Source organism: Anabaena sp. WA102 (genome assembly GCF_001277295.1).
GTDB classification, from domain to species: Bacteria; Cyanobacteriota; Cyanobacteriia; order Cyanobacteriales; family Nostocaceae; genus Dolichospermum; species Dolichospermum heterosporum.
The window spans coordinates 3792644-3818194 of the sequence record NZ_CP011456.1; the positions used below are offsets into that span (position 1 = coordinate 3792644).

At 39.8% G+C, this 25551-nt stretch carries 15 protein-coding genes; 12 read left to right on the forward strand and 3 right to left on the reverse strand.

Annotated features, from left to right (window positions below):
* Positions 1 to 592 precede the first annotated feature (592 nt).
* From AA650_RS16560 to ychF, 6 genes are all read left to right on the forward strand, one after another.
* Positions 593 to 1156 carry a DUF11 domain-containing protein gene (locus AA650_RS16560; RefSeq protein WP_053539847.1) on the forward strand — a complete coding sequence of 188 codons (564 nt, stop codon included), beginning with the start codon at positions 593 to 595 and terminating at the stop codon, positions 1154 to 1156.
* Positions 1157 to 1344: 188 nt separating this feature from the next.
* The gene (locus AA650_RS16565; protein ID WP_053539848.1) at positions 1345 to 2883 is read left to right on the forward strand and encodes an isopeptide-forming domain-containing fimbrial protein; all 1539 of its coding nucleotides are present in this window, start codon (positions 1345 to 1347) and stop codon (positions 2881 to 2883) included.
* A gap of 212 nt (positions 2884 to 3095) precedes the next feature.
* Positions 3096 to 6899, forward strand: a complete 3804-nt coding sequence (locus AA650_RS16570; RefSeq protein WP_234413417.1) for a TonB-dependent receptor — start codon at positions 3096 to 3098, stop codon at positions 6897 to 6899.
* Positions 6896 to 9076, forward strand: a complete 2181-nt coding sequence (locus AA650_RS16575) for an OmpA family protein (protein WP_081424254.1) — start codon at positions 6896 to 6898, stop codon at positions 9074 to 9076. Before AA650_RS16570 ends, AA650_RS16575 begins: the two co-directional genes overlap by 4 nt.
* 52 nt (positions 9077 to 9128) lie before the next feature.
* Positions 9129 to 11930 carry an isopeptide-forming domain-containing fimbrial protein gene (locus tag AA650_RS16580; protein WP_053539849.1) on the forward strand — a complete coding sequence of 934 codons (2802 nt, stop codon included), beginning with the start codon at positions 9129 to 9131 and terminating at the stop codon, positions 11928 to 11930.
* A 636-nt stretch (positions 11931 to 12566) separates the two neighbouring features.
* Positions 12567 to 13658 (forward strand): redox-regulated ATPase YchF, encoded by a 1092-nt coding sequence (ychF, locus tag AA650_RS16585; protein ID WP_053539850.1) that lies wholly within the window; start codon positions 12567 to 12569, stop codon positions 13656 to 13658.
* Between the two features lie 76 nt (positions 13659 to 13734).
* On the opposite strand, the gene AA650_RS16590 is transcribed toward ychF, so the two are convergent.
* Positions 13735 to 14592 (reverse strand): prephenate/arogenate dehydrogenase, encoded by an 858-nt coding sequence (locus tag AA650_RS16590; RefSeq protein WP_053539851.1) that lies wholly within the window; start codon positions 14590 to 14592, stop codon positions 13735 to 13737.
* 186 nt (positions 14593 to 14778) lie between these two features.
* Here AA650_RS16590 and AA650_RS16595 point away from each other — a divergent pair, with 186 nt between their 5' ends.
* On the forward strand, positions 14779 to 15354 hold the full coding sequence (locus AA650_RS16595) for a DUF1517 domain-containing protein (RefSeq protein WP_053539852.1): 576 nt from the start codon (positions 14779 to 14781) through the stop codon (positions 15352 to 15354).
* An 87-nt stretch (positions 15355 to 15441) separates the two neighbouring features.
* On the opposite strand, the gene AA650_RS16600 is transcribed toward AA650_RS16595, so the two are convergent.
* Positions 15442 to 16932 (reverse strand): RNA-guided endonuclease InsQ/TnpB family protein, encoded by a 1491-nt coding sequence (locus AA650_RS16600; protein WP_081424255.1) that lies wholly within the window; start codon positions 16930 to 16932, stop codon positions 15442 to 15444.
* 76 nt (positions 16933 to 17008) lie between these two features.
* Here AA650_RS16600 and tnpA point away from each other — a divergent pair, with 76 nt between their 5' ends.
* The 3 genes from tnpA to AA650_RS16615 all read left to right on the forward strand — a co-directional run bounded on the left by tnpA (position 17009) and on the right by AA650_RS16615 (position 19774).
* Positions 17009 to 17413, forward strand: coding sequence for an IS200/IS605 family transposase (gene tnpA / locus AA650_RS16605; RefSeq protein ID WP_039202577.1), 405 nt, complete (start codon positions 17009 to 17011; stop codon positions 17411 to 17413).
* A gap of 197 nt (positions 17414 to 17610) precedes the next feature.
* Positions 17611 to 18870 carry an RNA-guided endonuclease InsQ/TnpB family protein gene (locus AA650_RS16610; RefSeq protein ID WP_053539853.1) on the forward strand — a complete coding sequence of 420 codons (1260 nt, stop codon included), beginning with the start codon at positions 17611 to 17613 and terminating at the stop codon, positions 18868 to 18870.
* A 40-nt stretch (positions 18871 to 18910) separates the two neighbouring features.
* Positions 18911 to 19774: a hypothetical protein gene (locus AA650_RS16615; RefSeq protein ID WP_053539854.1), complete on the forward strand. Its 864-nt coding sequence runs from the start codon at positions 18911 to 18913 to the stop codon at positions 19772 to 19774.
* A 66-nt stretch (positions 19775 to 19840) separates the two neighbouring features.
* On the opposite strand, the gene ctpB is transcribed toward AA650_RS16615, so the two are convergent.
* On the reverse strand, positions 19841 to 21175 hold the full coding sequence (gene ctpB / locus AA650_RS16620; RefSeq protein WP_053539855.1) for a carboxyl-terminal processing protease CtpB: 1335 nt from the start codon (positions 21173 to 21175) through the stop codon (positions 19841 to 19843).
* Between the two features lie 855 nt (positions 21176 to 22030).
* Here ctpB and AA650_RS16625 point away from each other — a divergent pair.
* Both AA650_RS16625 and AA650_RS28090 read left to right on the forward strand, forming a co-directional pair.
* A complete protein-coding gene (locus tag AA650_RS16625) occupies positions 22031 to 24004 on the forward strand; it encodes a bifunctional serine/threonine-protein kinase/formylglycine-generating enzyme family protein (RefSeq protein WP_053539856.1) in 1974 nt (657 codons plus the stop codon).
* A 343-nt stretch (positions 24005 to 24347) separates the two neighbouring features.
* Complete coding sequence (locus AA650_RS28090; protein WP_199924275.1) at positions 24348 to 24521, forward strand: hypothetical protein; 174 nt, start codon at positions 24348 to 24350, stop codon at positions 24519 to 24521.
* The last annotated feature ends 1030 nt before the right edge of the window (positions 24522 to 25551 follow it).

The following is a 25551-nucleotide window of genomic DNA, read 5'->3' on the forward strand; positions in this document are numbered from 1 at the left end:
TCAGTCTATACATTCAAAACTTTTCAAACATCCTCTTAAAAGTATCAGCTATTAGAGGATGTTTTAAAAGTTGTATCCCGTGATTTTTATCACATTTTCACCCTCCTTAATCCCCCCTTGGAAATGGGGGAAACAAGAAAATCCAGTTCCCTCCCCTTCACAAGGGGAGGGTTAGGGTGGGGTGATTTGAGGAATAAGGGTGAAAAGCTATAACACAAGTTAAATTACCCTCCTTAATCCCCCCTTGGAAATAGGGGAAACCGGAAAATCGTGTAAACACAAGTTAAATTACCCTCCTTAATCCCCCCTTGGAAATGGGGGAAACAAGAAAATCCAGTTCCCTCCCCTTCACAAGGGGAGGGTTAGGGTGGGGTGATTCGATTATGAGCGTCGGGTTGCGCGACAGTGCAACCCAACCTATTCCCTTGTTGATGACTGATATTGAGTTAAGTAGGTGAACACAATAAAACCAAACTGTGTAAAGAAACGTAAAATCGCCCAAACCCTCTTCACTCTTGCCTCTTGCCTCTTGCCTTTTGCCTTGCCATAACGACAATTTTCAACGCCAACCTACTTAATAGGAAGTATAAAAATGAGACGGTTTTCTATAGCTAGTTTAAGTGCATTTGCTCTGGTTGTTACCGTACCTTTTATCAATCAGGTTCCAGAAATAGCACCTATATGGGAGTCTACCAGTGCGGTTGCTCAAAGTAATAATCAGAAGCCTCAACTGGAATTACGATTGACAGCCAAAAAACGAGTTATTGCTCAAGATCAACAAGGTAAGCAAGTTAAAACCTGGGAACCTGTACAGAGTAAGGACTCAGTTAAACCAGGGGATCTATTGCAATATACTTCGACGGCAAGTAACAAGGGTGATAAACCCATTAAAAATGTGACTCTTAATCAACTCATTCCTAAAGAAATGGTGTATGTGTTGGATTCAACAAAGGTTTCTGCTAAAGATGCCAAAATTACTTACAGCATTGATAATCAACTCACATTTGTGGAAAACCCCACCATTCAGGTAACTCGCAACGGGAAAAAAGTAACTGAACCTGCACCAGCAAGTGCTTACACTCATATTCGGATTCTAGTTCCATCTGTGGTGGGTAAGGCGACTGTGACAGCGACTTATAAAACTCAAGTTCGCTAATGATCTGGGGGATTTTGACAATCTGCGGTCTAAAGACACTCGGATTCTTTAATACTTGCTTAAAAAGGATAGTCAATTATCCTCTTCAGATCAAAACAACTACCACTACGTCGGGTATCCCATCCTACGCATCCACAAAAATACTGAGATAAAGATGAATTTTAAGTCAAAAGAGATGAATTTTATCCGTGAATATTTATTGGCTAATCAAAAATTATTTAACTGCTCAAGGTGGTTGGCGGAGAAAGCTAACTATTGGTCTTTTGTTAGGAGGTATATTACAGGCTAGTGTACCTGTAGCAGTTGCACAAAGACGAGTAAGTGGAAAAAGAGCTAATTTTTACAATCAAGCTAGTTATAGTTACAGTTATTCAGATCCTGTAACTGGTAACTCTGTAACCCATACTGGCAGTTCTAGTGTTGTCCCGGCGGATAATTCTTTGACTGACCCTCTCGGACGGATTTATGGCTGTGGAGGGGCGCTGTTACCTGACTATACGGGGTTTTCGGTGGGTATTTATGAACCCCTGGGCGGTCCGACTGGTACAGAGTTAGGAGAATTAGTCTCTTTGACAACGACGGAAGTTCCAGATGTGCCTAAGAATGGTGTACCAGCAGGTCTATCACCAAACACCAAAAATGTCAACCCTTATTTTATTGGCAATGAGCCTATACAATACAAGGGTGTGTATAACTTCTTACTTGATCCTACTAAGGGTCAACTTGACATTGGCAAAACCTATATTCTTGTAGTTAATCCACCGACTAATTCCATCTATGCGGAGCAACTGATTAAACTGGAGATATTAAGTAATACAAATAATATTGTTGCGTATCGGGCGACCTCCTTGGATGGTAAACCGATTGGTCTTGATAACAGCACGACGATTACAGATCAACAGGTTTTGGTGACTGATGCGGCAACTCAGTTGTTAGCGTTTAACTTTAAGTCGAGGTTGTGTCAATCAAATCAAATACGGATCACAAAGACTGGAGATCGGGCTACAGCAGAACCAGGAGATACGGCAATTTATCGTGTATCAGTAAAAAATACATCCAAGGAAATACCACTAGATAATTTAGTAGTTAAGGATACTTTACCTGTGGGGTTCAGGTTTTTGCCTAATTCAGTCCGCGCCGAGCTAGATGGTAAAAAGCTGGATATTATCACTAGTTACAATGGCAATACTGTCAGTTTTAGTATAAATACGACTGTTGCTGTTGATAAAAGTATCAATATAGCCTATGCTGTGCAACTGACCAATGATGCTCAACGGGGGACAGGAAAAAATAGTGCGATCGCTAGTTCAACTCGCAGTGATAATAATTTAACGGTGAAAGATGGACCAGCTATACACTATTTGAAAGTTCGTGGTGGAATTACCAGTGATTGTGGGACAATCATCGGGCGGGTATTTGTTGATAAAAACTTTGATGGAGAACAACAACCAGGAGAATCGGGAATCCCCAATGCGGTGATTTATCTGGAAAATGGCAATCGTCTGATCACAGATCCTAATGGTTTGTTTTCTTTGGTGAATGTCTTACCAGGAGCGCATACAGGGGTATTAGACTTGAGCAGTTTACCGGGATATACTTTAGCTCCTAATCGAAAATTCAGGGAACGTAATAGCCAATCTCGCTTGGTGCGAATAGCGCCTGGTAGCATGGTAAGAATGAATTTTGCGGTTACTCCTACATTCCAGGAGGAGGGGAAAACAAGATGAAACCTAAGCTAGATTACCATCCTAGTTTCATCAACATATTAATTAGGACTGTGGCGGTAGCCTTTAGCGTTGCGGCATCTCATGATTTAGTCAAGGCCGAGGTTTCTCCTGTTCCTTTAACTCAATTACCTATAAATACAGCAGCAGAAAAAGCGGAAAATATTCCTGTTGCTGGTTCTCTAAATTTTACAAATCCAACGGACAAAAAGGCTATAGATGCTCCTGTTCCAGCGTCTTTAAATCCAACTACTACCACAACTACAGAAAATGCTCCTGTTCCAGCGTCTTTAAATCCAACTACCACAACTACAGAAAATGCTCCTGTTCCAGCGTCTTTAAATCCAACTACCGCAACTACAGAAAATGCTCCTGTTCCAGCGTCTTTAAATCCAACTACTACCACAACTACAGAAAATGCTCCTGTTCCAGCGTCTTTAAATCCAACTACCACAACTACAGAAAATGCTCCTGTCCCAGCGTCTTTAAATCCAACTACTACCACAACTACAGAAAATACTCCTGTCCCAGCGTCTTTAAATCCAACTACTACCACAACTACAGAAAATACTCCTGTCCCAGCGTCTTTAAATACAACTACTACCGCAACTACAGAAAATACTCCTGTCCCAGCGTCTTTAAATACAACTACTACCACAACTACAGAAAATGCTCCTGTCCCAGCGTCTTTAAATCCAAATACCACAACTACAGAAGTTTCCCAAACAACCAAAGTTGTGAAAATTCTCACTCCTAGTGCTGATGAGGTTTTAAGTAGTCCTGCTACTTCCGTCATTGTCCAGTTTAGTATTGGTAGTCAGATAGAATTACGAGTTAATGGGGAGTTAGTTGATTCCTCCTTAATTGGACGGACAGAAACAAGTCCTAGTACCAATTTAGTAACGCAAACATGGTATGGTGTGGGTTTAAAAGAAGGTAAAAATACCATTTCTGCTCAGTTAGTGGGAAGAGTAGAGCCACCAGAAATAGTCCAGGTTTCTATTAAAGGTTCAGCAACGGAATTAAAATTAGAAAGTCAAGCTAGTCGGATTCCAGCTGACGGACGTTCTACTGCGGTAATTCAGGGACAACTGTTAGATAAAGGTGGTAATCGTTCCGAGCAGGATGCTGTTATTACATTAACACCCACAGCCGGAAAGTTTCTTGGTGCAGACTTCAAACCAGACCAACCAGGATTTCAGATAGAAGCGAAAGAAGGGATATTTGTAGCTACCTTACTTTCGGATACTAAGGCACAAACAGTGCGAATTAGTGCTACAACCACTGGGCTAGAAGGCTTTACCCAGCTACAGTTTGAAACTGCACTACGTCCGAGTTTGCTAACTGGGGTAGTAGATCTACGACTGGGGGCAAAAGGTACAGATTATTACAGCCGATATCGTGATTTTCTGCCAACTGATAAGAATAATGGCACAGAAGTCGGATTTAATTCGGCCATATTTGCCACTGGTGCTATTGGAGATTGGTTGTTTACTGGTGCATACAATAGTTCTCGCAGTTTGAATGAAGATTGCGACTGTAATACTAATTTATTTGCGTCTGGCTCTTCTAGTAATCAAAATTATCCTGCTTATGGTGATAGTTCTAGGTCTGAGATTGTTACTCCTTCTATTAGTAGTGTATTTGCCCGCTTAGAGAGATCCTCAAAAGTTCCTGGTGCTAACCCGGATTATTTGATGTGGGGTGACTATAATACGGAGGAGTTAGCACGACCATCACAGCAGTTTACATCTACCAGTCGTCAATTAAACGGGTTTAAAACTAATTATAATTTAGGAAACCTGGCTGTTACAGGTTTTTATAGTCAATATGTGAAAGGCTTCCAACGGGATACTATTGCTCCTGACGGAACTAGTGGTTATTATTTTCTCTCCCGACGCATATTGGTGGGAGGTAGTGAAAACGTATATTTAGAATTAGAAGAACTCAATCGTCCGGGGACAGTGGTTAAACGGCAAAAACTTGAGCGGGGAACAGACTACGATTTTGATTATGATCGTGGGACTGTGTTGTTTAAACAGCCGATTCTGAGAACTTCTGTGGATGAGTATGGACAGATATTAGTCCGCAAAATTATAGTTAGCTATGAATATGATGCGAAAAATTCCGATGGTGATATTTATGCAGGTCGTCTGCAATATAACTTAAGTGGAGATTCTCAACAACAAAGTTGGTTAGGAACAACTTTCCTACAAGAAAATCAGGGACTCCGGGATTTTCAAGTCTATGGTGCAGATACCCAAATTTCTTTACCTAATGCGGGTAAAATCACTGCTGAATATGCCCATTCCCGCAATACTTCGGAAGTATTGGGTAAGGTACGTGGCCAAGCTTATCGCTTAGAAGTGGCAGGGCAACTTTTCTCCAGTTTGAAAGGACGCAGTTATTACTCTTCTGTAGATACAGGATTTGCTAATAATGCTACAACTAGTTTTGTTCCTGGGCAAACTCGTTATGGCGTGCAAATGACAGGTAGAATAACGACAAGTACAAATTTGCGGTGGCAATATGACCATGAAGATAACTTTGGTATTGCTCCTGTAGCCCGGAATACCTTTGAAGAGCTATTTAGTCCTCAAACCCAAGCCACGCCCGGAACTCCCGTTGATAACTCTCTGACGACCATTAATGCGGGTGTGCAACAACGGTTTGGTCAGACTAATTTGGATGTAGATTGGATTTATCGCCAGCGTGAAGATAGGATGTCTGTTGGTGCGCCTAGTAGCAGTTCTCAACAATTGCGATCGCGTTTAACTGTCCCCATTGCTAAAAGTCTTACATTCCAAGCCCAAAATGAACTGAGTCTCTCAAAGCAACAGGACAGCGTTTACCCCGCTCGTACCACCTTTGGCCTCAATTGGGCAGCCATTCCCGGTGTCAACGTTAGTTTAACTCATCAACTGTTTAATAGTGGTCAATCTAACGGTAATTCTGTCACCGGTTTAAATGTCAATGGTGAACAAAAACTCGGTCAAGATACCTCCTTAACCGGACGATATTCCATTATTGGTAGTGCTAATGAAAGGACTACACAGGGTGCAGTTGGTCTAAAAAATCGCTTAACTATTGCACCGGGCTTAAAATTAAGTGTGGCTTACGAACACGTATTTGGCAGCTTCTTTAGCAAGAATACCACTGGTCAACAATTTTCTCAACCCTTTGCCTTTGGTCAAGCAGGTTCGGCGATTAGTTTTAATAGTGGTGATAGCTACAGCGTGGGTTTAGAATATACAGATAATCCTAATTTTCAAGCCAGCACTAAATATGAATATCGCAATTCTGCTGGCGGCACAAATACAGTAATTTCCGGTAGTATCACTGGTAAAATTTCCCCCTCACTCACAGCCTTGGCCCGTTACCAACAAGCTAGTTCTGCTAATCAAACCTTGAGTTTAGGAGATACCATTAATGTCAAAATGGGTTTAGCTTATCGTGATATTAATAGTGATAAATTTAATGCCCTATTTCGCTATGAATACCGTCAAAATCCCGCCACTATTCCTGACACAATCCTAATAGGAAGTGGCACAGGTTCGGAAGATCATACTTTCGCTATAGAGGGTATTTATGCTCCTAATTGGCAATGGGAATTTTATAGCAAATATGCTTTACGCAATAGTACGTCCTATTTAGCTAGTGATTTAGTAGGGACCAGTTCAGTAAATTTATCTCAACTCCGGGCTACCTATCGTTTAGGGTATAGTATGGATCTGGTGGGGGAAACTAGGTTAATTACTCAAGGCAATTATACAGAGACGGGTTTTGTTTTAGAAACTGGCTATTATCTTAATCCTAATTTACGTCTGGCTGCTGGTTATGCCTTTGGTAAAGTTGACGACCGAGACTTTTCAGGAACTCGTTCCGCTGGTGGTGCATATTTAGGTTTAACCCTGAAACTTAATGAACTATTTGAAGGTTTCGGACAACAAAAGGTTGCGCCAAAACCACAACAGGAATCTGCGATTAAAGCAAATAAAGCAGGGAATACAGGAATATGAAACTATTAAAATTAAAATTTATCTGGTCAGTGGTCAGTGGTCATTTAACAACTGACAAAGAACAACTGACAAAAAACCACAACAAATTAAGACGGCAAAAATTATCTAAATTGTTGAATTTTTCGACATTGTTATTAATCTTGCTACCACTGACAGCTTTAGCCCAAACTTCAGATAAGGGACTGAAAATAGTAGTCAATGGTAATCAAGATGGTGCTATTATAGCCGATGATGTTTTAACCTTGCGAGAAGCCATTTCTCTCGTCAATGGTAGTTTAAAAATAGAGCAGTTAAGTAATATTGAAAAGGCTCAAATTACCCCTAGTCAATATTCACAAATTAGCTTTAATTTACCACCAGCACAAACTACAATTTATTTGCAAGAAGTCTTACCACCGCTGGCTACTCCTGGTTTAATTATTGATGGTACAACCCAGCCAGGATACAATAGAGAAAAATCACCGACGACGGAAATTAAGATTCCTCAACCAGTAGTAAGTATTACCGCTGCTAGTGACGCAGAAGTATTTCGAGGCTTGACTATTACTGCGGATAATGTGACAATTCGCGGCTTGAGTATTTATGGTTTTAACTCCTATCACCGCGATACCGAAAGCACTCCTCCCGCAGATATTTTTATTGCCCATTCTTTCATTTTACCTCTTACATTTAAATTAAAATCTTATGTAGGCAATATTGCCGAAACTGAAAATAATCCCCCACCTCAAAATGTGGTAATTGAAGATAACTGGTTGGGAATTACTCCAGAAGCAAAAATGCCAGTTATGACTTCTGCTTTTGGGGTATATGTATTTAATAGTGTGGATACAATGATTCGTCGTAATCGGATTTCCTATCATGATGGTAGTGCAGTTATTACAGGGATTCGCGCCCAAGGACTGAAAACTATTGAAAATATTATTATCGCTAATGGGATAGCCGGAATGCCCGACGCAGTTCGTTTAGATGGCATTATTGATAAATCGGAAATTAGTGGAAATCTGATTTGTGGTAATGATGGTAGTGGGATATTTTTATTTAAATCTGAAGGTTCTATTCGCATTTTCCAGAATCAAATTAAAGCCAATGCTCGCAGATTTAGAAGAGCCGCTATTTATCTCATGGGCAATGATCATCAAATATATGATAATCAAATTAGTCATCAAGCCGGCGCAGGAATTGTCATTGCTTCCTATCCTCAAAGTGATAGAAATATTATTCTCAATAATCAGTTTTGGAATTTGGAAGGGTTGAGTATTGACCTCAATGCCTTTCATAATGTTGACGTGCAAAACTGGGAAAATGGAGATGGTCCAAACCCACCCCGCAATTCATCTAACCGTCGTTTAGATACGGCTAATGCTGCTATTAATAGTCCGCAATTTTTGAGTAAGGAATTTTTCTCAGGTTTGAGTTCTACCGTGGGAATTGATGGTATGGCTGAACCAAATTCTCAAGTTGATGTTTATTTAGTCGGTGGAAAAGATGGTTATGGCGGTTTAAATAAATTTTTGGCTAGTAGCAAAGCTGATACTCAAGGTAAGTTTACCATGAATTTGGCTAATTTACAACCAGGAGATCGCATTAGTGCGATCGCAACTTTACCCCAATATGGAACATCTGAGCCTACCTATCCGGCCTCAATTCGTGCTATTAATTCACAATCACCCCCAGTTCCCGACCCCTTAAATCAGTTAGCAACTTCTAGCCTCCAATGTCTCACACCAGTAACCGAAAAACCACCAGAAAAACCACCAGAAAAACCACCAGAAAAACCACCCACACCTACTAAACTTAAAGTTCCTAAAAACGTCCATTTTGCCCTAGACAAATATAATATTAGTCCTGCCAGTGCGAGAGTTTTAAATAAAATTGCCCAGGTATTACGTGATAATCCGTCAATTGTTGTAGAAATTTATGGACATACAGATTATCGTGCTAATGATAAATATAATATGCGATTGGGAGCAAACCGAGCTAAATCTGCGAGAAACTATCTAATTCGTCAAGGAATAGCCCCAGAAAGAATGACAATTCGTTCTTTTGGTAAACGTCAACTATTAACACCCGGAAACGGAAAATTAGATCATGCTCGTAACCGTCGTGCAGAATTTATTTTCCAAGATATTCGCGGTATGGAAGTAATTGTCCAAGAAGAAGATTTGCAATTGGAATAAAAGTGGTTATTGGTCAGTGGTCATGAACAACGGACAACGAACAACAAAACTTATGTTAAATAAAATAAAACGCCCTCCCAGAAACTATTCAAAGAAATTAATTACTAGCCTGGCTTTTATTATCTGTATATGGGGACAAAGCCTACAACCTGTAAGCGCTGAAGGTAGTAAAGACTTAGTTAAGAATTCCGGATACAGACCTTACACCGAATGGTTATCCGGTGTCAGCCTTGCTGGTATTCCCCGAACAACACTCCTAAAAGTTTACGTGCAACAAGGGGAAGTCATCAACCTTGGCTCTAGTGTGCCTACAAGTTATGGTGGTGGTACACAAGATATTGTCTATAGAAGTCCCAATGGAACTCAAAATGGTGCTTGCAATGTTCTATCTACTGGTTTTGGCTTTATTGATACTTACGCTAAAGAGACCGCTGGTCCTCTCCCTGCTGCTGGTGGTTACACTCCTTGTCAAATAGTAGCCACACAAACTGGTGTTTATGAAGTTGAGTTTCATGGTCCGTCGTCAAATTCAACGGCTAATCCTCCTATTCTTACGTATAATGCCGCATTTCCCACAGATGCAACTCAATATGGTACAGTAGCAGCTTGGGATATTACTGTCACCAGCAATGGTGTTGTTCAACCGGGGCGGGTATTTACCAACTATCTCTCCCTGAATATGGGAGGTAATTCCGGCGGTTCCAATCCTAATGATCTCGGAATCTATTCCAAACTTTTTGTGCAAACTAAAGATGGGTATCGCTATCGAGTTGAGCTAGAAGCGATGGACCCTGGGAATTTTATCTTTTTTGGCAACAGTCGAGGATTTATTGACAAAGGCAATAGTAATAATATCACTAATTACCATTCTATTACAGCCACCACTGAAGCGCTGAACTTTACTATTCCTAGTGGTGTGGTAGTTCAACCACCAACAGTTGCAGATACAACTACAGATATTACCCACAGAGTTTTTTTTAATACCCCTGCTTCTGTGGCATTAACGGGTTTAGTGATTCCACTCACAGCAACTCTCCCTCAAGCTCCAACTAACTTTAAATTCACAGGTACTGGAAACACTAACACTACTACGGTTGGGGTGGGAGGAAATTTTAGTTTTACTACCAATCAAATTGGTAAGTATCAAATCATTATTGATACTGACAAAAATGGTGTTTATGGCGATAACAATGATCGCGTTTTGACGGGATCTCTATTAATCAATAACAGTAACTATTCGGTGATCTGGGACGTAAAAGATGCAGCTGGTGTTACACTACCGGTGGGAAACTATAATGCCAAGGTTTACAATACTGCTGGAGAATATCACTTTCCCCTGTTAGACGTTGAGAGCAATGCACGTGGGATGAGAATCTTCATGGAAAACCCTCCAGGAGCTTTTTCCGGGAAGGATGCTGATGGGGTGATGATAGACGACAGCACCATATACTACGACGATAGTAACTATACAACTAAAAATGGTACACCTGTTAATTTAGATCCCACGGGAACGCAAACTGTTACTATTCCCCGTGATGCTACTAAAGGGGTTAATACTCGTACAGATGGACGGCATGAATGGGGACGCTTGTACGGTGATAAGAAGGGTATAGATACTTGGACATATTTCATGGGTCCAAGCCAAAATACTGCTCCAATCGTAATTGTTGGTCTCAACGTTGTCGGAACTAAACAAGTAGCATTTCAAGCAGATAATGATAGTAGTAACTCGGTGACAATAGATGATATTGTTGAATACACTGTTACTTATTCCAACTTAGCTCCTGGTAACCTGGTTGCTAATAGCTTTGTGATTAAAGACACCCTGCCAGCCCAATTAACTTATGAAGCTAACTCGGCGACTCTTGTTTCCAAGACTACAGGAAACGACTTGGTAATTAATTCTAGTTACAATGGCACTAGCAATGTTAATCTGACTAATACTGGTACTTTGCGTATAGGTGATACAGTCACTATTAAATTTAGAGCTAGAGTTAATACTGCTGGAGTTACGATTAGTAACCAAGCGATAGCTAATTTTAATACAGCTAATCCAACAGTTACTGTTACTACCTTAACAGATGCAGTACCAACTACTACTGGCGTTACTAAAGCAACAGTACCTGGAGATATTTTTCAACAGACTGCTAACGACGGTATAGAAACGGGTAACGCTTCTGACAATAAAGGTGATGATGACCCTACCTTATTTTTTGTGCCACTACCGGCAAAGTTACTGTTGGTTAAACGAATTACGGCTCTTAACGGTATTACCACTGACTTTACTGGATTTGATAACTCAGCGCCAACGCCGGAAGACACTGATACTAATTGGCCTGACAGTGATATTTATCTACGGGGGAAAATTAATGGTAGTAAAGTTCAACCGGGGGATATTTTAGAATATACCATTTACTTCCTGTCTAGAGGTGATGCGCCGGCAGTGAATACGAAGATCTGCGATTTGGTGCCAGATGGTCTTGAGTTTGTACCTACAGGTTTTAATAGTGATACTGCTATTCCTTCAGATTCTGGCATAACAGCGACGACAGCAGATTTCGGTATTGTTTTGGGCTGGAATTCTACTGATGATGATGGTTTACCTTCACCGGCCACACCTTTGACCGAACCTTATTTATTGAGGTTAACAGGTGCAGGAACAGATACAGATGCAGGTGAATTTTTCGCGGCTGGTGTCACCCCCAGTACAACCTGTGCTGCAACTAATACAAATGGTGCAATTGTCGTGAAAATTGGTGGTTCAACAGCACCAGAGGGAATACCCCAGTCCACGGGGGTGGGAACACCAGTAGGTTCTTATGGTTTCTTTCGTTTTAGGGCTAAGGTAAAATAAACTGCTTAATCTTTAATTTTCTGATCTCTATCATCTAGACAAAGCATTTGTTACCAAAACCTTATATACTAAGTAGGTTAGCATTGAAAATCGTCGTTATGGCAAGGCAACAGGCAAGAGGCAAGAGGCAAGAGTGAAGAGGGTTTGGGCGATTTTACTTTTCTTTACACAGATTGGTTTTATTGTGTTCACCTACTTATATTAAACTTTGATAAGCTTGAAAGCTGTATTAAATATGACGTTATAACTATGTATTCCTAAATAAATACTAGGATATCTATGGTTTTTAAGGTTTAATAAAGACTAATTAATTCTCCGTTAATAAATATTTATATACAACTCACATTCAGTATTGCCTTGCCCTAATATAGAATTGCGTGTCATTGTCTGAAAATTTTGGTATCATTGGGTTATGGATAATTCCCAAAATACCTGCGGATGAAAGTCTTTTTGAGACTTCCAAGAAATAAATTATCCTAAGAAACGAACCACAGAGGCACAGAGTACACAGAGAGAGAATTTCTGCATCAGTTTTGGGACATTTTTTTATTTGGAAGTCTCTTTGTGAATTAAATCCAACCATCCTCTACCTGTTTGAATTATCCTGATACTTGAAACCAAAATCTAAAATTTGCAATGCTAAGAGCCGGAATTGTCGGACTTCCCAACGTCGGAAAATCAACCCTATTTAACGCTGTAGTCGCTAACGCTAAAGCCGAAGCCGCTAACTTCCCATTTTGCACCATTGAACCGAATGTTGGTATGGTCTCAGTCCCCGATGACCGGTTAGACGTTCTCGCCAAAATTGCCACCTCAGTGCAAACTATACCTGCCCGTGTTGAATTTGTTGACATTGCCGGTTTAGTTAAAGGTGCAAGTCAAGGAGAAGGACTGGGTAATCAATTCTTATCCCACATTCGGGAAGTTGATGCGATCGTTCATGTTGTGCGTTGTTTTGAAAACGATGATATCATTCACGTAGCCGGTTCTGTTGACCCAGCACGAGATATTGAAATCATTAATTTAGAACTTGGTTTATCGGACTTATTCCAAATTGAAAAACGTATTGAAAGAACTCGTAAACTTGCTCGTACCAGCAAGGATGCACAATCGGAAATAGAAATTCTGGAAAAATTAGCTGTCGCTTTAAATGAGGGTAAATCTGTTCGTCAAGTTGGTTTAAATACCGAAGAATCGGAAATTATTAAGGGCTTAGGATTACTTACCAATAAACCCATTATTTACGCTGCTAATGTTTCTGAAGAAGACTTAGCTATAGGTAATGATTTTGTCGAAAAAGTGCGAGCAGTTGCGGCGGTTGAAAATGCCCAAGTTGTCATTGTTTCTGCTCAAGTAGAAGCGGAATTAGTCGAATTACCAGAAGCAGATAAAGCTGATTTTCTGGAATCTTTAGGTGTGAAAGAAGGTGGGTTAAAATCCTTAATTCGGGCAACTTACACTCTTTTAGGTTTGCGGACTTATTTCACCTGTGGACCGAAAGAAACCCGCGCTTGGACAATCAATGCTGGGATGTCTGCACCTCAAGCCGCAGGAGTCATTCACTCTGATTTTGAACGGGGATTTATTCGGGCAGAAACTGTAGCTTATCATGATTTAGTAACTCATGGTTCAATGAGTGCAGCCAAAGAAAAAGGCTTAGTCAGAAGTGAAGGAAAAGAGTATATTGTCCAAGAAGGTGATGTACTATTATTCCGGTTTAATGTATAAATCGCAATAAAACCGTAGGGCGCAGGGACTGCGCCCTCATTTATATTTCAAATCAAGCACTTTTTCAAGTTCTCGATCATTCGTCCTGATTCCTGACTCCAACAAAATCAGGACGCGCTTGCTGATTGAATTTAAACTTTTCCTCTAACAATTCCCATTTTTCCTGCTCAATTATATGAATAAATTCGTCTAAATTTTCGCGGTATTGATGAAGGGAATGTAATAATGCTTGGCGGTTATATTGCGCCATCATTACCCCTAATTCTGGATTTCCACCGCCAACCCTACTTGTATCTCGAAACCCCGAACTAGCAAAATTTTGGGCTAATGTAGCAATTTCTGGATCTTTCTCACTTAAACAAGCTGCAATCAAGGAGGCACTCACCATTACAGGTAAATGAGAAATCCAACTCACAGCCCGGTCATGTTGTTCTGGTTGACAATGGTAGATAATAGAACCGAGCGATCGCACAATTTCTTCTACAATTATCACAGCATCACCAGGTGTTGTCTCCACTGGCGTTAATACATAAGGCCGATTGACAAACAAATTTCGCTGTGCTGCTTCTATCCCGACATCAGTTTTTCCCGCCATGGGATGACCACCAACAAAATTTTCCCATAAAGGAGAAATCGTTTCCACTATGGGTGTTTTAACTGAACCAACATCAGTGATAATAGTAGTCTTTGGTAAATGAGTTATTAATTCTTTCACTTGGGGGACTATCAGTCCTATAGGGGTACAAATAAATACAACCTCTGCTGATGCCAACAAGCTCAAGTCCACCGACGCTTGATCAACACTACCAAGTTTAATTGCTTTCTCACAGGTTGATTCACGACGGCTGACACCTAAAATATAATGTCCTTGCGATCGTAAATCGAAACCTAAACAACCACCAATGAGTCCCAGTCCTACAATACCAATTTTCATCGTCATTTTGAAAATTTAATTTTTACTTATTCTCTCGATACTTTACCAACTCCAACTCTCAAAGTTGGCAATACCAGGGTAGACATCATACCTGATTTTTCCGTGATTGCAGATTTTATCAAAGAATTTTACTGCATTGGTTAATATACAGTTGTCAACATTTACCGAAATTACAGGAGAAAACAAATGTTTAATCGCATGATGGGCAGAACTCGCTATATTGTCTGTCGGTTGTTTTTGCATTTAAAGGGAGATGAAGTAGCACCAATCTTAGGTGTTCTCAATAGTGCCGCTAGAACAGCCATCAATGCTGACGGTGAGCTAGAAGTTTTAGGAGAAGAACTGGTGGAACTATGCCAAACTTTCCTCCAATATGATGAATATTTGTTCTCTGCGGCCAATGAAGGTGATGTCTTTTGGAATGAAGGGGAAGCAGGAGATTATGTCAATGAACTATTCACAGACTCAGCCCAAAGATATGGAGCTAATCTGGATTTGAATTCCTCAAATCAGCCCTTATCACTTCCCGTCACCCGAAACATCATTGTCATGATTACAGTCGCGGCTGAGGGGGAAATTCCAGAGTTAGAAACCGATTTGGCTAACATCTCCGCCTTGAAAGCAGCCCTAAAAGCTCTAATTAATCTACACTACAAACATAAACTCCGCGCTATCCAAGTACATTTTTCCCCAGCCCAATTAGGTGATGAACTTTCCAGCGACCAATTATTGGAATATTATCCAGAATTGATTCCTCTGTAAATGATTTGTTAAGGCATAGGGCAGCGTGAGATGAATGGCTTGACACTCCCCGGTCTAAAGACGCGGGGATTCTTAATCGAATAATTGTCAAGACAACTGCTCGAATAATATCCGCTTTTCAGGTATTACCTTAGATGTACGGTTCTTGCCCTGATCCTGTTTGCCATTACTGGCAGAATCATCTCTGACAAGCGTAACTTTCCCGCAGTCCGCAGGTAGGTTTTTAATGTCTTTGCTGACAAATTTTAAATTAGCTCTTCGTAAAATTGTCCGAGAAGCCTGAGTATCAGCATGGTCAATATGACCACAATGTTCACAAATGAACTTTTCGCCATCTCTATTAGCTTTACTAATATGATGACAAGCCGAACATTCTTGAGAAGTAAATTTAGGATTAACGGATAATACTGGCTTACCAGACTTCAATGCCAGCCAAGCAATCTTAGAAAATAATTCGCCCCAACTGGCATCAGAAATGGAGCGATTTAACCCACGTTTTGCAGATTGACCATTAGGCATAAATCGCCCTTTCTGCCGTTTAGGTTTGCAGCGGGACTTCATCGCCTTAACATTTAGATCCTCTTGGACAATTGCCTCAGCGGTGTTAACAACTTTATTGGCTGCTTTCCATTGATGATCATTCCGTTTATCTGCAATCTTTTTATGTAGTTTGGCGACTCTTTTCCCGGCTTTTTTACGATTATTAGAACCCTTGACTTTACGGTTAACCCGGCGCTGTCTGATTCTTAATTGACGACGGACTTTTTTGTTAGTTGCAAATTTAGGATTTTCAATAAATGAACCATCCGACAAAGAAATTAATTTATTAATTCCTACGTCAATACCCACCGCTGATTTGACAGTTTCAATTTCTGTGACTTCAGGTAGCGATTCAGGTAAATTGAGTAATACACTCATGTACCATCCGTCAGCTTCTTTAATTACTGTTACCGTCCTAATGTCAGCATCTACGGGAATAGTCCGACTATCAAAATAGCGCATAGTCCCCAGTCCAGGAAAGTAGGCATGGGAATAGCATCGGGGCTGATTGGATTCACGATTAACGGTTAATTTTACTTGTCCTGGCTTGAATTGAAAAGTTTTAAAATTAGCTGCTTTACGAAACGCAGGAGAACCCCTTTTGTGTTGAAAAAATCCGTTATAAGCAATATCTAATTTAGCTAAATTACCTTGTAAAACATCTGAATTAATTCGGCTATACCATTCAGATTCAGAACGTAATTCAGTTGTTCTCTTACTTTGAATATCAGTCGGACTACCCCAGCTTAAACCATGCTTCTTACTATTTTTTGTTAGCCCAGAGGACATTACGCCATGCTTAACGATAGGGCAGGTTAATGGGCAATAAGAACCATATTCAATACGACTATCTAAGTCTGAAAATGCGCCATATTGGTACATAACAGACTCATCTGATTTTTGGTTATTAGTTTCAAATCCGCGCTGACGTTCTGCTAAACAATAATTTCTGTGTTTCCGCAAAGTAACAAGCCACTCAGACATTAAGGCTTGTTGCCCAATATTCGGTTGTAGCTTGAATCTCCAGCGTATTTGCACAGGTTTATTTTGTTGATATGATTGACGATATGACTATCTTAGTCTACAATTTAAAGGAAGTCAATAGCTAAAATATATGAAAAAAAGTTCTTATGAATATCGGCATTATAATCACGCTGTCGGATTGAGCGTGATTCATTTAGTCTGGATACCTAAACGCCGAAAAAAAGTGCTTGTCGGGAAAATCAGGGATAGGATTTTTGAGATATTTTCGGCATTAGCTATTGAAAAAGATTGGAATATTCGTGCGTTAGAAGTTGCACCAGATCACATTCATTTATTCGTAGAGATTCATCCAACTGATGCAATATTTCAGGTAGTTAAAGCATTTAAAGGACGCTCATCTAATTACCTAAGAAAAGAGTTCCCAGAATTAAAAAAGCTACCGTCACTTTGGACTAGCAGCTATTTCTTTTCAACTGCTGGAAACGTTGCTGCTGATACTATAGAAAGATATATTAATGACCCGCATCATGGTTGAGAATATTGGACGCGGTTAAAACCGCACGAGTAGGCTTTCCCCCGCGCTCTAAAGAGACGCGGCTCCCAGCCTTCCCGCAATCTCCTGGTGGGAATTAGACGGTTTTTCGACCAAAGCGACAGCAAGGGAGAAAAACATGGAGGCAATTCACAAATCTTGTGTTACACTATTTCGTAATAAATACTTTTCACTCTAATATGCTCAAAATTGTCAAAGTCAGATTATATCCAAATGCCCAACAACAGCAATCATTAGCACAAGCTTTTGGTAGCTGTCGTTGGCTATGGAATTATTTTTTGAATTTGATGAACGAAACTTATAAAGAGACAGGTAAAGGATTGTCTGGATACGAAGTTAAAAAGATAATTCCTCAACTAAAGAAAGAACATGAGTGGCTATCTTTAACCTATTCTCAGTGCTTGCAACAAGTCTGTTTAAACCTGGGAGTTGCATTTAACAATTTCTTTGAAAAAAGAGCTAAATACCCCAAGTTTAAATCTAAGCATGGTAAGCAGTCTATTCAATATCCTCAAAATGTTAAAATTGCTGATCATCAATTAATCCTACCAAAAATAGGGAAAGTATCAGCAATTATTCATCGAGAGATTGAAGGGAAAATTAAAACCGTAACCATCACCAAAAATTGTAGTGAACAATATTTTGCTGCAATTTTATTTGAAGATGGCAAAGATAAACCAGAGTTAATTGCAGAAGGCAAAGCAATAGGTATTGATTTGGGGCTAACTCATTTTGCAATTACCAGTGATGGTTCTAAATTTGATAACCCCAGAATACTTAATAAGCATGAGAAAAACTTAAAATTAAAACAACAGCAATTATCTAGAAAACAAAAAGGCTCTAACAACCGAAATAAAGCTAGAAAGAAAGTTGCTAGAGTTCATAGAAAGATAACTAATTGTAGAGAAGATTTTCTCCATAAACTATCTCGTAGGATAGTTAACGAAAACCAAGTTATTGTGGTAGAAAATCTTCATGTTAAGGGCATGATGCAAAATCACTGCCTAGCCAAATCTATTCAACAAGTTGGTTGGGGAATGTTTTGTACCATGCTTAAATACAAAGCAGAAAATGAAGGCAAAATTTATCAAGAAGTTGATAGATTCTTCCCGTCATCAAAAACTTGTCATGTATGCCTTAATCAAGTGGGAAGTTTGCCACTAGATATAAGATTTTGGACTTGCGAGAAGTGTCAGACCAAGCATGATAGAGACATTAATGCAGCGATAAACCTCAGAGATGAGGGACTACGAATTTTGACCTCTGGAACGGGGGATAAAGCGATGAAGTGTGGTCTTGGGGGTTTCCCCCATGAACAACTTCATCAAGAAGCCTGTCGCCCAGAAGTAAGTCGCAGTAATAGAGGACGCAAGAAGTCTACTACTGTGTTTTTTGCTGGACAGGAAGCCGACACTGTACCGTCAGGTCAGTGTGGGTAGTTCACTCTGTAATGAGTACCCGAAAACAAACATAAACACGATGATGATTAGCATACTACGTAAATTTACGATTGTTTGTTTAGCCTTGACCTTGTGCTTAACAACTGTCGCTTGTGGAGGAGGAAACGACGCTAATTCCTCAAGTAAGAACGTTAGCCAAACCGCTACTCCCACCAAGTTAAATGATGGTCAGTATGAAGTACAACAGGGTACATACAACGATGCCAATGGTGAGTATACCTTGTTTTTACTCAATAACAATCCCCCCAGCTTTGCCACAGAAAAGCTACAAATGGCACGATTGACTGATGATGAAATCAAAGCAGGTAAGAAAACTTACTTAAAAGTAGAAAATAGTCAGCCAATCTTATACATGACTGAAGACTTCAAACTTGAGTACGTCCATAATGTCACTGAAACCAGAAACAATCCCCAAACCGGACAACCGGAAACTGTAATTGTCCGTCAGCAAAGTAGTTTTTGGGCCCCTTTTGCCGGAGCTTTAGTTGGTAATGTTGCGGGACAAGCTATTAGTAGTATGTTATTTAGACCTCAATATTATGTTCCCCCCGTGTATCAGCCCGGTGGAATCATGAATGGTTACGGTGGCTATGGTTCTAACTATGACTCGGCTGTTTCTAGTTACCGTTCTCGCTACAATGAACCACCCGCAGCAGTGAGAAATCGCACGGCTTTCCGCACCACAGGAAACATCAGAAATTCCTCTTCAGGAACCGCAAACCGCACCTCCACTGGACGAGCTTCTGGTTCTGGTTTTGGTGGTAGTACCCTTCGTCCTTCTGGTAACTCTAGCTCTACCCGACGCAATTCTGGTAGTAGTTTTGGTAGTGGTGGACGTTCTTCCAGTCGTCGTTCTTCCGGTTTCGGTAGCAGAAGAAGATAGGCAATTTATTCATTAACTCTTGATTCTTAGGTTGGGTTGTGGGCTGAACCCAACCTACAATGAATGCTAAAACTTCAAGTCTTTCGCATTGACACTAATAGACTGAGGATTTTGATTTGTCACTGATTGTGCTAGTTTGCCATTAGAAAGAACAGCAATAGCACGGGTATATTGGGGATCGCTATTTGTACCAATTAAATTCGGATTAGAAGCTAATTGGCGTTCTTGAGTTTGGGTCAAGTCCAGCTTGATATCGGGAGCAATTCCTTTATGATTGATGTCTGTACCATTTGGTGTATAGTAATGGGCAATAGTCACAGCTAAACCTGAACCATCTCCTAGTTCATGGACTGACTGTACCAAAGCCTTACCGAAGGTTTGACTACCAACAACTACAGCCCGTTTATTATCTTTGAGTGCGCCAGTGAGGATTTCACTAGCACTAGCGGAATTACCGTCAACTAAAATTGCTAAAGGTAGCTTGGTAATTGCTGTCTGATTGGCTTTTGTTTGAGAGCTTGATCCTTTGCGGTCTACGGTTTTGACGATATGACCATCATCTAGCCACATCCGGGCGATTTCTATACTCGCATTTAATAAACCACCAGGATTACCTCGCAAATCTAAAACGTAGGAATCAACTTTTTGGGCTTTTAAAGTGCGAATAGCTACCCGCATTTGATCCGCCGCATGGGAGCTAAATTCTTGTAACCGAATATATCCTACTCGGCGACCAGATTCTTGTTTGAGGGTATACCGGACTGTGGGAACTTCTATAGTTGCCCTTGTTAATTTAACGTTGAATTTGTTATTTGGTCTTTCTAAATCTAAGCTGACAGAAGTACCTATTTGACCACGAATCAATTTTGAGGCATCTTCTACTGTCATTTTTAGGGTAGATTTGCCATCTATTGCCAAAATCTCATCGCCTGATTTCAGTCCAGCTTTGAGGGCTGGAGAGTTTTCTATGGCTTCTATAACCGTGAGGCGTTTGGTTTTTTCGTTAACTTGCATCCGAATCCCAATCCCGGACACTTCCCCAGATGTTTGGTTTGTCAGGGATTCATATTGTTTGGGGTTCATAAACCGGGTGTAGGGATCACCTAGCTTTTGTAAAGCCTCGCGGATTGCTACATAAGCCTCGTCTTTAGAAGTATAGTCTTTACTTAATAGACTTTGCCTGACCGCTTGCCAATCTTGTTGGTTAAATTTTCCATCAACATATTCACGATTCACCAACTGCCAAACTTGGTCAACTAATGCTTTCGGACTATCTTGTAAAGCAGCATGAACGCAGCGTGTCCAAGCTTGACCAAATACAGATATAGTAGCAGTTGTGGCGATCGCTCCACCAATCAGGGCAGCTTGGAGCGGTGAGTAACGTTTCGCAGATTGGTTCATGTATATTAGCTGAAATAGTTGTGTTTTTGACAGTTTATCAATCAGAATTTTCTGATGTTTGCTAGTTTTTTTATCCTAATAACCTTGATAATTCATCTACCTTTGGTTTTTTGTTAATGATCAGTTAGATATTTTATTTGTCGGTTAACAAATACGGTTCGAGTTGATCAGTTTTTTTACAGAACAATCCAAGTATGTAATACTTAGGTGAGTGTCACTTGTAAATGCCCAATTATTTCCCTTCACCATAGCACTTTCTTCGCTGAGTAGCTGTGATTTGCCTCAATAGATAGTTAAAGTTTTATTAACTATTTATGCTTGATAAATGTACTATCAACTTGATTAATTCATTTTCAGGGCAGATTTAAGTAATTGTGACAATTGTTACAAAAATTATTTTGGGAGTTAAATCTGCTCCTGATTTTTTGGCTGGGTTTACCAATATAACGCTAGTACCCCAAGGCGGAAGTCAAAAGTCAAAAGTCAAAAATAATATGGCGTTAGGACTTGCGCGCTGTACAAATTCACGATGATGTGCATGAACATTTCAGCATAGTATATTTTAGGTAAAGTTTGTTGATTTTAACCTAACTTGTGATTTATATACTTTCTATCATAGGCGATCGCCCTCAATCCAGCTTCACAAAATATTAATTTAACCCACGCAGGTGAGTTTTGTCTGTGTAGACGCGGTTTCTAACTCCTGCATCTCTAAAAATCTGTTCTATGGTGCGTCAGATATCAACAATCTGTTTATTTGCAGGATTTATCCAGTCTGACGCACCCTACCAATGTGCTGCTTATTTTGAGTAAATTAAGGTAGAATATCGGATAAATGTGCTACTTACCAAGATTATGAGCCTGTGCATCAATCCTAGCTGCTCAAAGCCGCAAAATCCAGATAATCTCCTCTTTTGTGAAACCTGTGGTTCAGGGTTGTTGCTACAAAACCGCTATCGGGTAGTAGTTAGGCTAGGAGGTGGTGGTTTTGGTGATACATTTGAAATCAATGAAGTCAGAACCAATAAAACCAAAGTTCTCAAAGTCTTAACTAATAATAGCCAGAAAGCCATAGAAGCATTTAAACAAGAAGCCGAAGTTTTAAGTCAACTTAATCATCCGAGTATTCCCAAAGTAGAACCAGGCGCTTATTTTGAACATTATTCTCGCAACAGCAAAACCCCAATTCATTGTTTCGTAATGGAAAAGATTGAGGGAGAAAACTTACATGAGTATATGAAAAAAAATAGTTTGCGTCCCATTAATCAAACTACAGCAATAGAATGGTTGAAAGATTTACTGATTATTTTAGAACAAGTCCATAATAAAAACTTTTTTCACCGAGATATCAAACCATCTAACGTCATGTTGAGGGCTGGAGATACTCAATTAGTATTAATTGATTTTGGCACAGTTAGAGAGGTGACAAACACAGTCATGATTCAGCAAGGTGGAGTTACCGGATTTAATTCTCCCGGTTACACACCTTCGGAACAATTGACTGGTAACGCTGTAATGCAATCTGATTTCTTTGCTTTAGGACGGACATTTGTTTATTTACTCACGGGTAAAGAACCACTTGATCAAGAAATGTATGATTCTTATCATGCGACATTAAATTGGCGTAATTATGCACCGCAAATATCAAAAATGTTGGCAGATTTGCTAGATGAGATGATGCAAACTTTATACAAGGATCGTCCTCAAAATACCCAAGAGATTTTACAAAGGATAGCGAAAATAGAAAAAGCTTTACAACCACCACCTCCAAAACCTCAACTACAACCTCAACCTATTAAATATCAACCAAAACCAATTTCTCAGAAGCAGAAAAATACAACTCGTCGAGATTTTATTCAAACTGTGAGTTTAGTTGTTGGTGGTGCTGTTATCGCAGTTGTAGGACAAAATTTATTTTCTGGAAATAAAAATCAAACCTCAACACCAAAAATTACAACTTCTCCAAATACTCCAAATCCAACACCAGAACCAACACCAAAAATTACTACTCCCCCACTTCAAACCTTCAGTTTTGAAGTTGTCACCACAGACGCAACTGGAAGCATCACCAACCGCCGCAACGCCAGTGCAAAATACTTCACGGAAGACTTAGGAAATGGTGTTTTGTTGGAAATGGTGGAAATCCCAGGGGGAACATTTATGATGGGTTCACCCGCAAATGAAGCAGAACGAGGTTCAGATGAAAATCCCCAACACCAAGTGACAGTTCCGAGTTTCTGTATGGGGAAATATGAATTGACACAGGCGCAGTATCAAGCTATTGTGGGAAATAACCCTGCTAAATTCAAAGGCGATAACCGTCCTGTTGAAAATGTTAGTTGGGATGATGCAGTTGCATTTTGTCAAAAGCTCAGTCAAAGAACAGGAAAAAAATACAGATTACCCAGTGAGGCGGAATGGGAGTATGCTTGTCGTGCCGGAACTACTACACCATTTTATTTTGGTGAAAGTATTACTCCAGAACTGGTAAACTGTGACGGTAATTATCCCTACGCTTCTGCTCCCGAAGGTCAATATCGCCAACAAACTACAGATGTAGGAACTTTTCCCCCTAATGCTTTTGGTTTGTACGATATGCACGGGAATGTGTGGGAATGGTGTCAAGATGATTATCAAGAAAATTATATAAATGCGCCTACGGATGGTGGTGCCTCGACTGTTCTAAGCGCAACCTCTAGGCTCTTGCGCGGCGGTTCTTGGCTCAACCGCGCTGGGGATTGTCGGTCTGCGCATCGCCATGGGGATTTGCGTGACTATCGCTACGGCCGCTGCGGTTTTCGGGTCGTGTCTTCGTTCAGGACTTTGTAGCCCTTTATACTCTTACCCTTTCACCCTCTGCCCTTCTTTCTCTTTTCCCTTCTTAAACCCCCCGCCGTGAGGCGGAAAATATTTTTCTCCAAAAAGCTGATTTTGGTATCTGGATTCAGTATAGCACACATTTTTCATTTTGTCTGAATCAGGATTTACAGGATTTGAGGATGTACAGGATTTGATTGGTGGGTGTTGATGGATTTAATTAATTGTCTGAATCAGGATTTACAGGATTTGAGGATGTACAGGATTTGATTTTTGGGAATTTGTCTGAATCAGGATATCCAGGATTTGAAGATTTACAGGATTTGATTGGTGGGTGTTGATGAGATTTAATTAATTGTCTGAATCAGGATTTACAGGATTTGAGGATGTACAGGATTTGATTTTTGGGAATTTGTCTGAATCAGGATATCCAGGATTTGAGGATGTACAGGATTTGATTTTTGGGAATTTGTCTGAATCAGGATATCCAGGATTTGAAGATTTACAGGATTTGATTGGTGGGTGTTGATGAGATTTAATTAATTGTCTGAATCAGGATTTACAGGATTTAAGGATGTACAGGATTTGATTGGTGGGTGTTGATGGAAGTTTAAGGTAAATTATGTAGGTTTAATCAAAAATGAATAATCAAATCCCCAAAAGAAAAATGATAACCAACATCCTGAGAATCCTCAAATCCTGGATATCCTGATTCAGACAAAGAAAGTGATGAAATTTAAGGTAAATTATGTATGTTCAATCAAAAATGAATAATCAAATCCCCAAAAGAAAAATGATAACCAACATCCTGAGAATCCTCAAATCCTGGATATCCTGATTCAGACAAAGAAAGTGATGAAATTTAAGGTAAATTATGTATGTTCAATCAAAAATGAATAATCAAATCCCCAAAAGAAAAATGATAACCAACATCCTGAGAATCCTCAAATCCTGGATATCCTGATTCAGACAAAGAAAGTGATGAAATTTAAGGTAAATTATGTATGTTCAATCAAAAATGAATAATCAAATCCCCAAAAGAAAAATGATAACCAACATCCTGAAAATCCTGAAATCCTGTACTTCGACTTCGCTCAGTAACCAGACATCCTGATTCTGATAATCAACCAAAACTAAGTTAAAATACAATAAATAGCATCAAGAAGCAAGAAAACTAGTCAGCGATCGCTCAGAATTTTCTCTTGACATATTCCGCCTTACCCCCATTGCTTCCTTAGAACAAATCCTAGATGAAAACTGATTTCCTAACTCCGGTAACACCCGAAGTAACATTAGCGACAGAGAACAGGTAATATCTGCACTACAACTAAGTAGGTGAACACAATAAAACCAAACTGTGTAAAGAAACGTAAAATCGCTGAAAACTTCTTTACTATTGCCTCTTGCCTCTTGCCTCTTGCCTTGCTATAACGACAATTTTCAACGTCAACCTACTTAATTCGAGAAGATTTAGTCCGCGCTTTGAGAAGTGAACGGATTTTGCGCGATAATAAAAAACTGCTTGCTAATAACCAAGATTTAGTGGTAAATAATTTAGC

Bases quoted from the DNA above. Each gene is read 5' to 3' on its own strand.
- AA650_RS16560 (WP_053539847.1), top strand. From the start codon at position 593: ATGAGACGGTTTTCTATAGCTAGTTTAAGTGCATTTGCTCTGGTTGTT.
- AA650_RS16575 (WP_081424254.1), top strand. From the start codon at position 6,896: ATGAAACTATTAAAATTAAAATTTATCTGGTCAGTGGTCAGTGGTCAT.
- AA650_RS16580 (WP_053539849.1), top strand. From the start codon at position 9,129: ATGTTAAATAAAATAAAACGCCCTCCCAGAAACTATTCAAAGAAATTA.
- ychF (WP_053539850.1), top strand. From the start codon at position 12,567: ATGCTAAGAGCCGGAATTGTCGGACTTCCCAACGTCGGAAAATCAACC.
- AA650_RS16590 (WP_053539851.1), bottom strand. From the start codon at position 14,592: ATGAAAATTGGTATTGTAGGACTGGGACTCATTGGTGGTTGTTTAGGT.
- AA650_RS16595 (WP_053539852.1), top strand. From the start codon at position 14,779: ATGTTTAATCGCATGATGGGCAGAACTCGCTATATTGTCTGTCGGTTG.
- tnpA (WP_039202577.1), top strand. From the start codon at position 17,009: ATGAAAAAAAGTTCTTATGAATATCGGCATTATAATCACGCTGTCGGA.
- AA650_RS16610 (WP_053539853.1), top strand. From the start codon at position 17,611: ATGCTCAAAATTGTCAAAGTCAGATTATATCCAAATGCCCAACAACAG.
- AA650_RS16615 (WP_053539854.1), top strand. From the start codon at position 18,911: ATGATGATTAGCATACTACGTAAATTTACGATTGTTTGTTTAGCCTTG.
- ctpB (WP_053539855.1), bottom strand. From the start codon at position 21,175: ATGAACCAATCTGCGAAACGTTACTCACCGCTCCAAGCTGCCCTGATT.
- AA650_RS16625 (WP_053539856.1), top strand. From the start codon at position 22,031: ATGAGCCTGTGCATCAATCCTAGCTGCTCAAAGCCGCAAAATCCAGAT.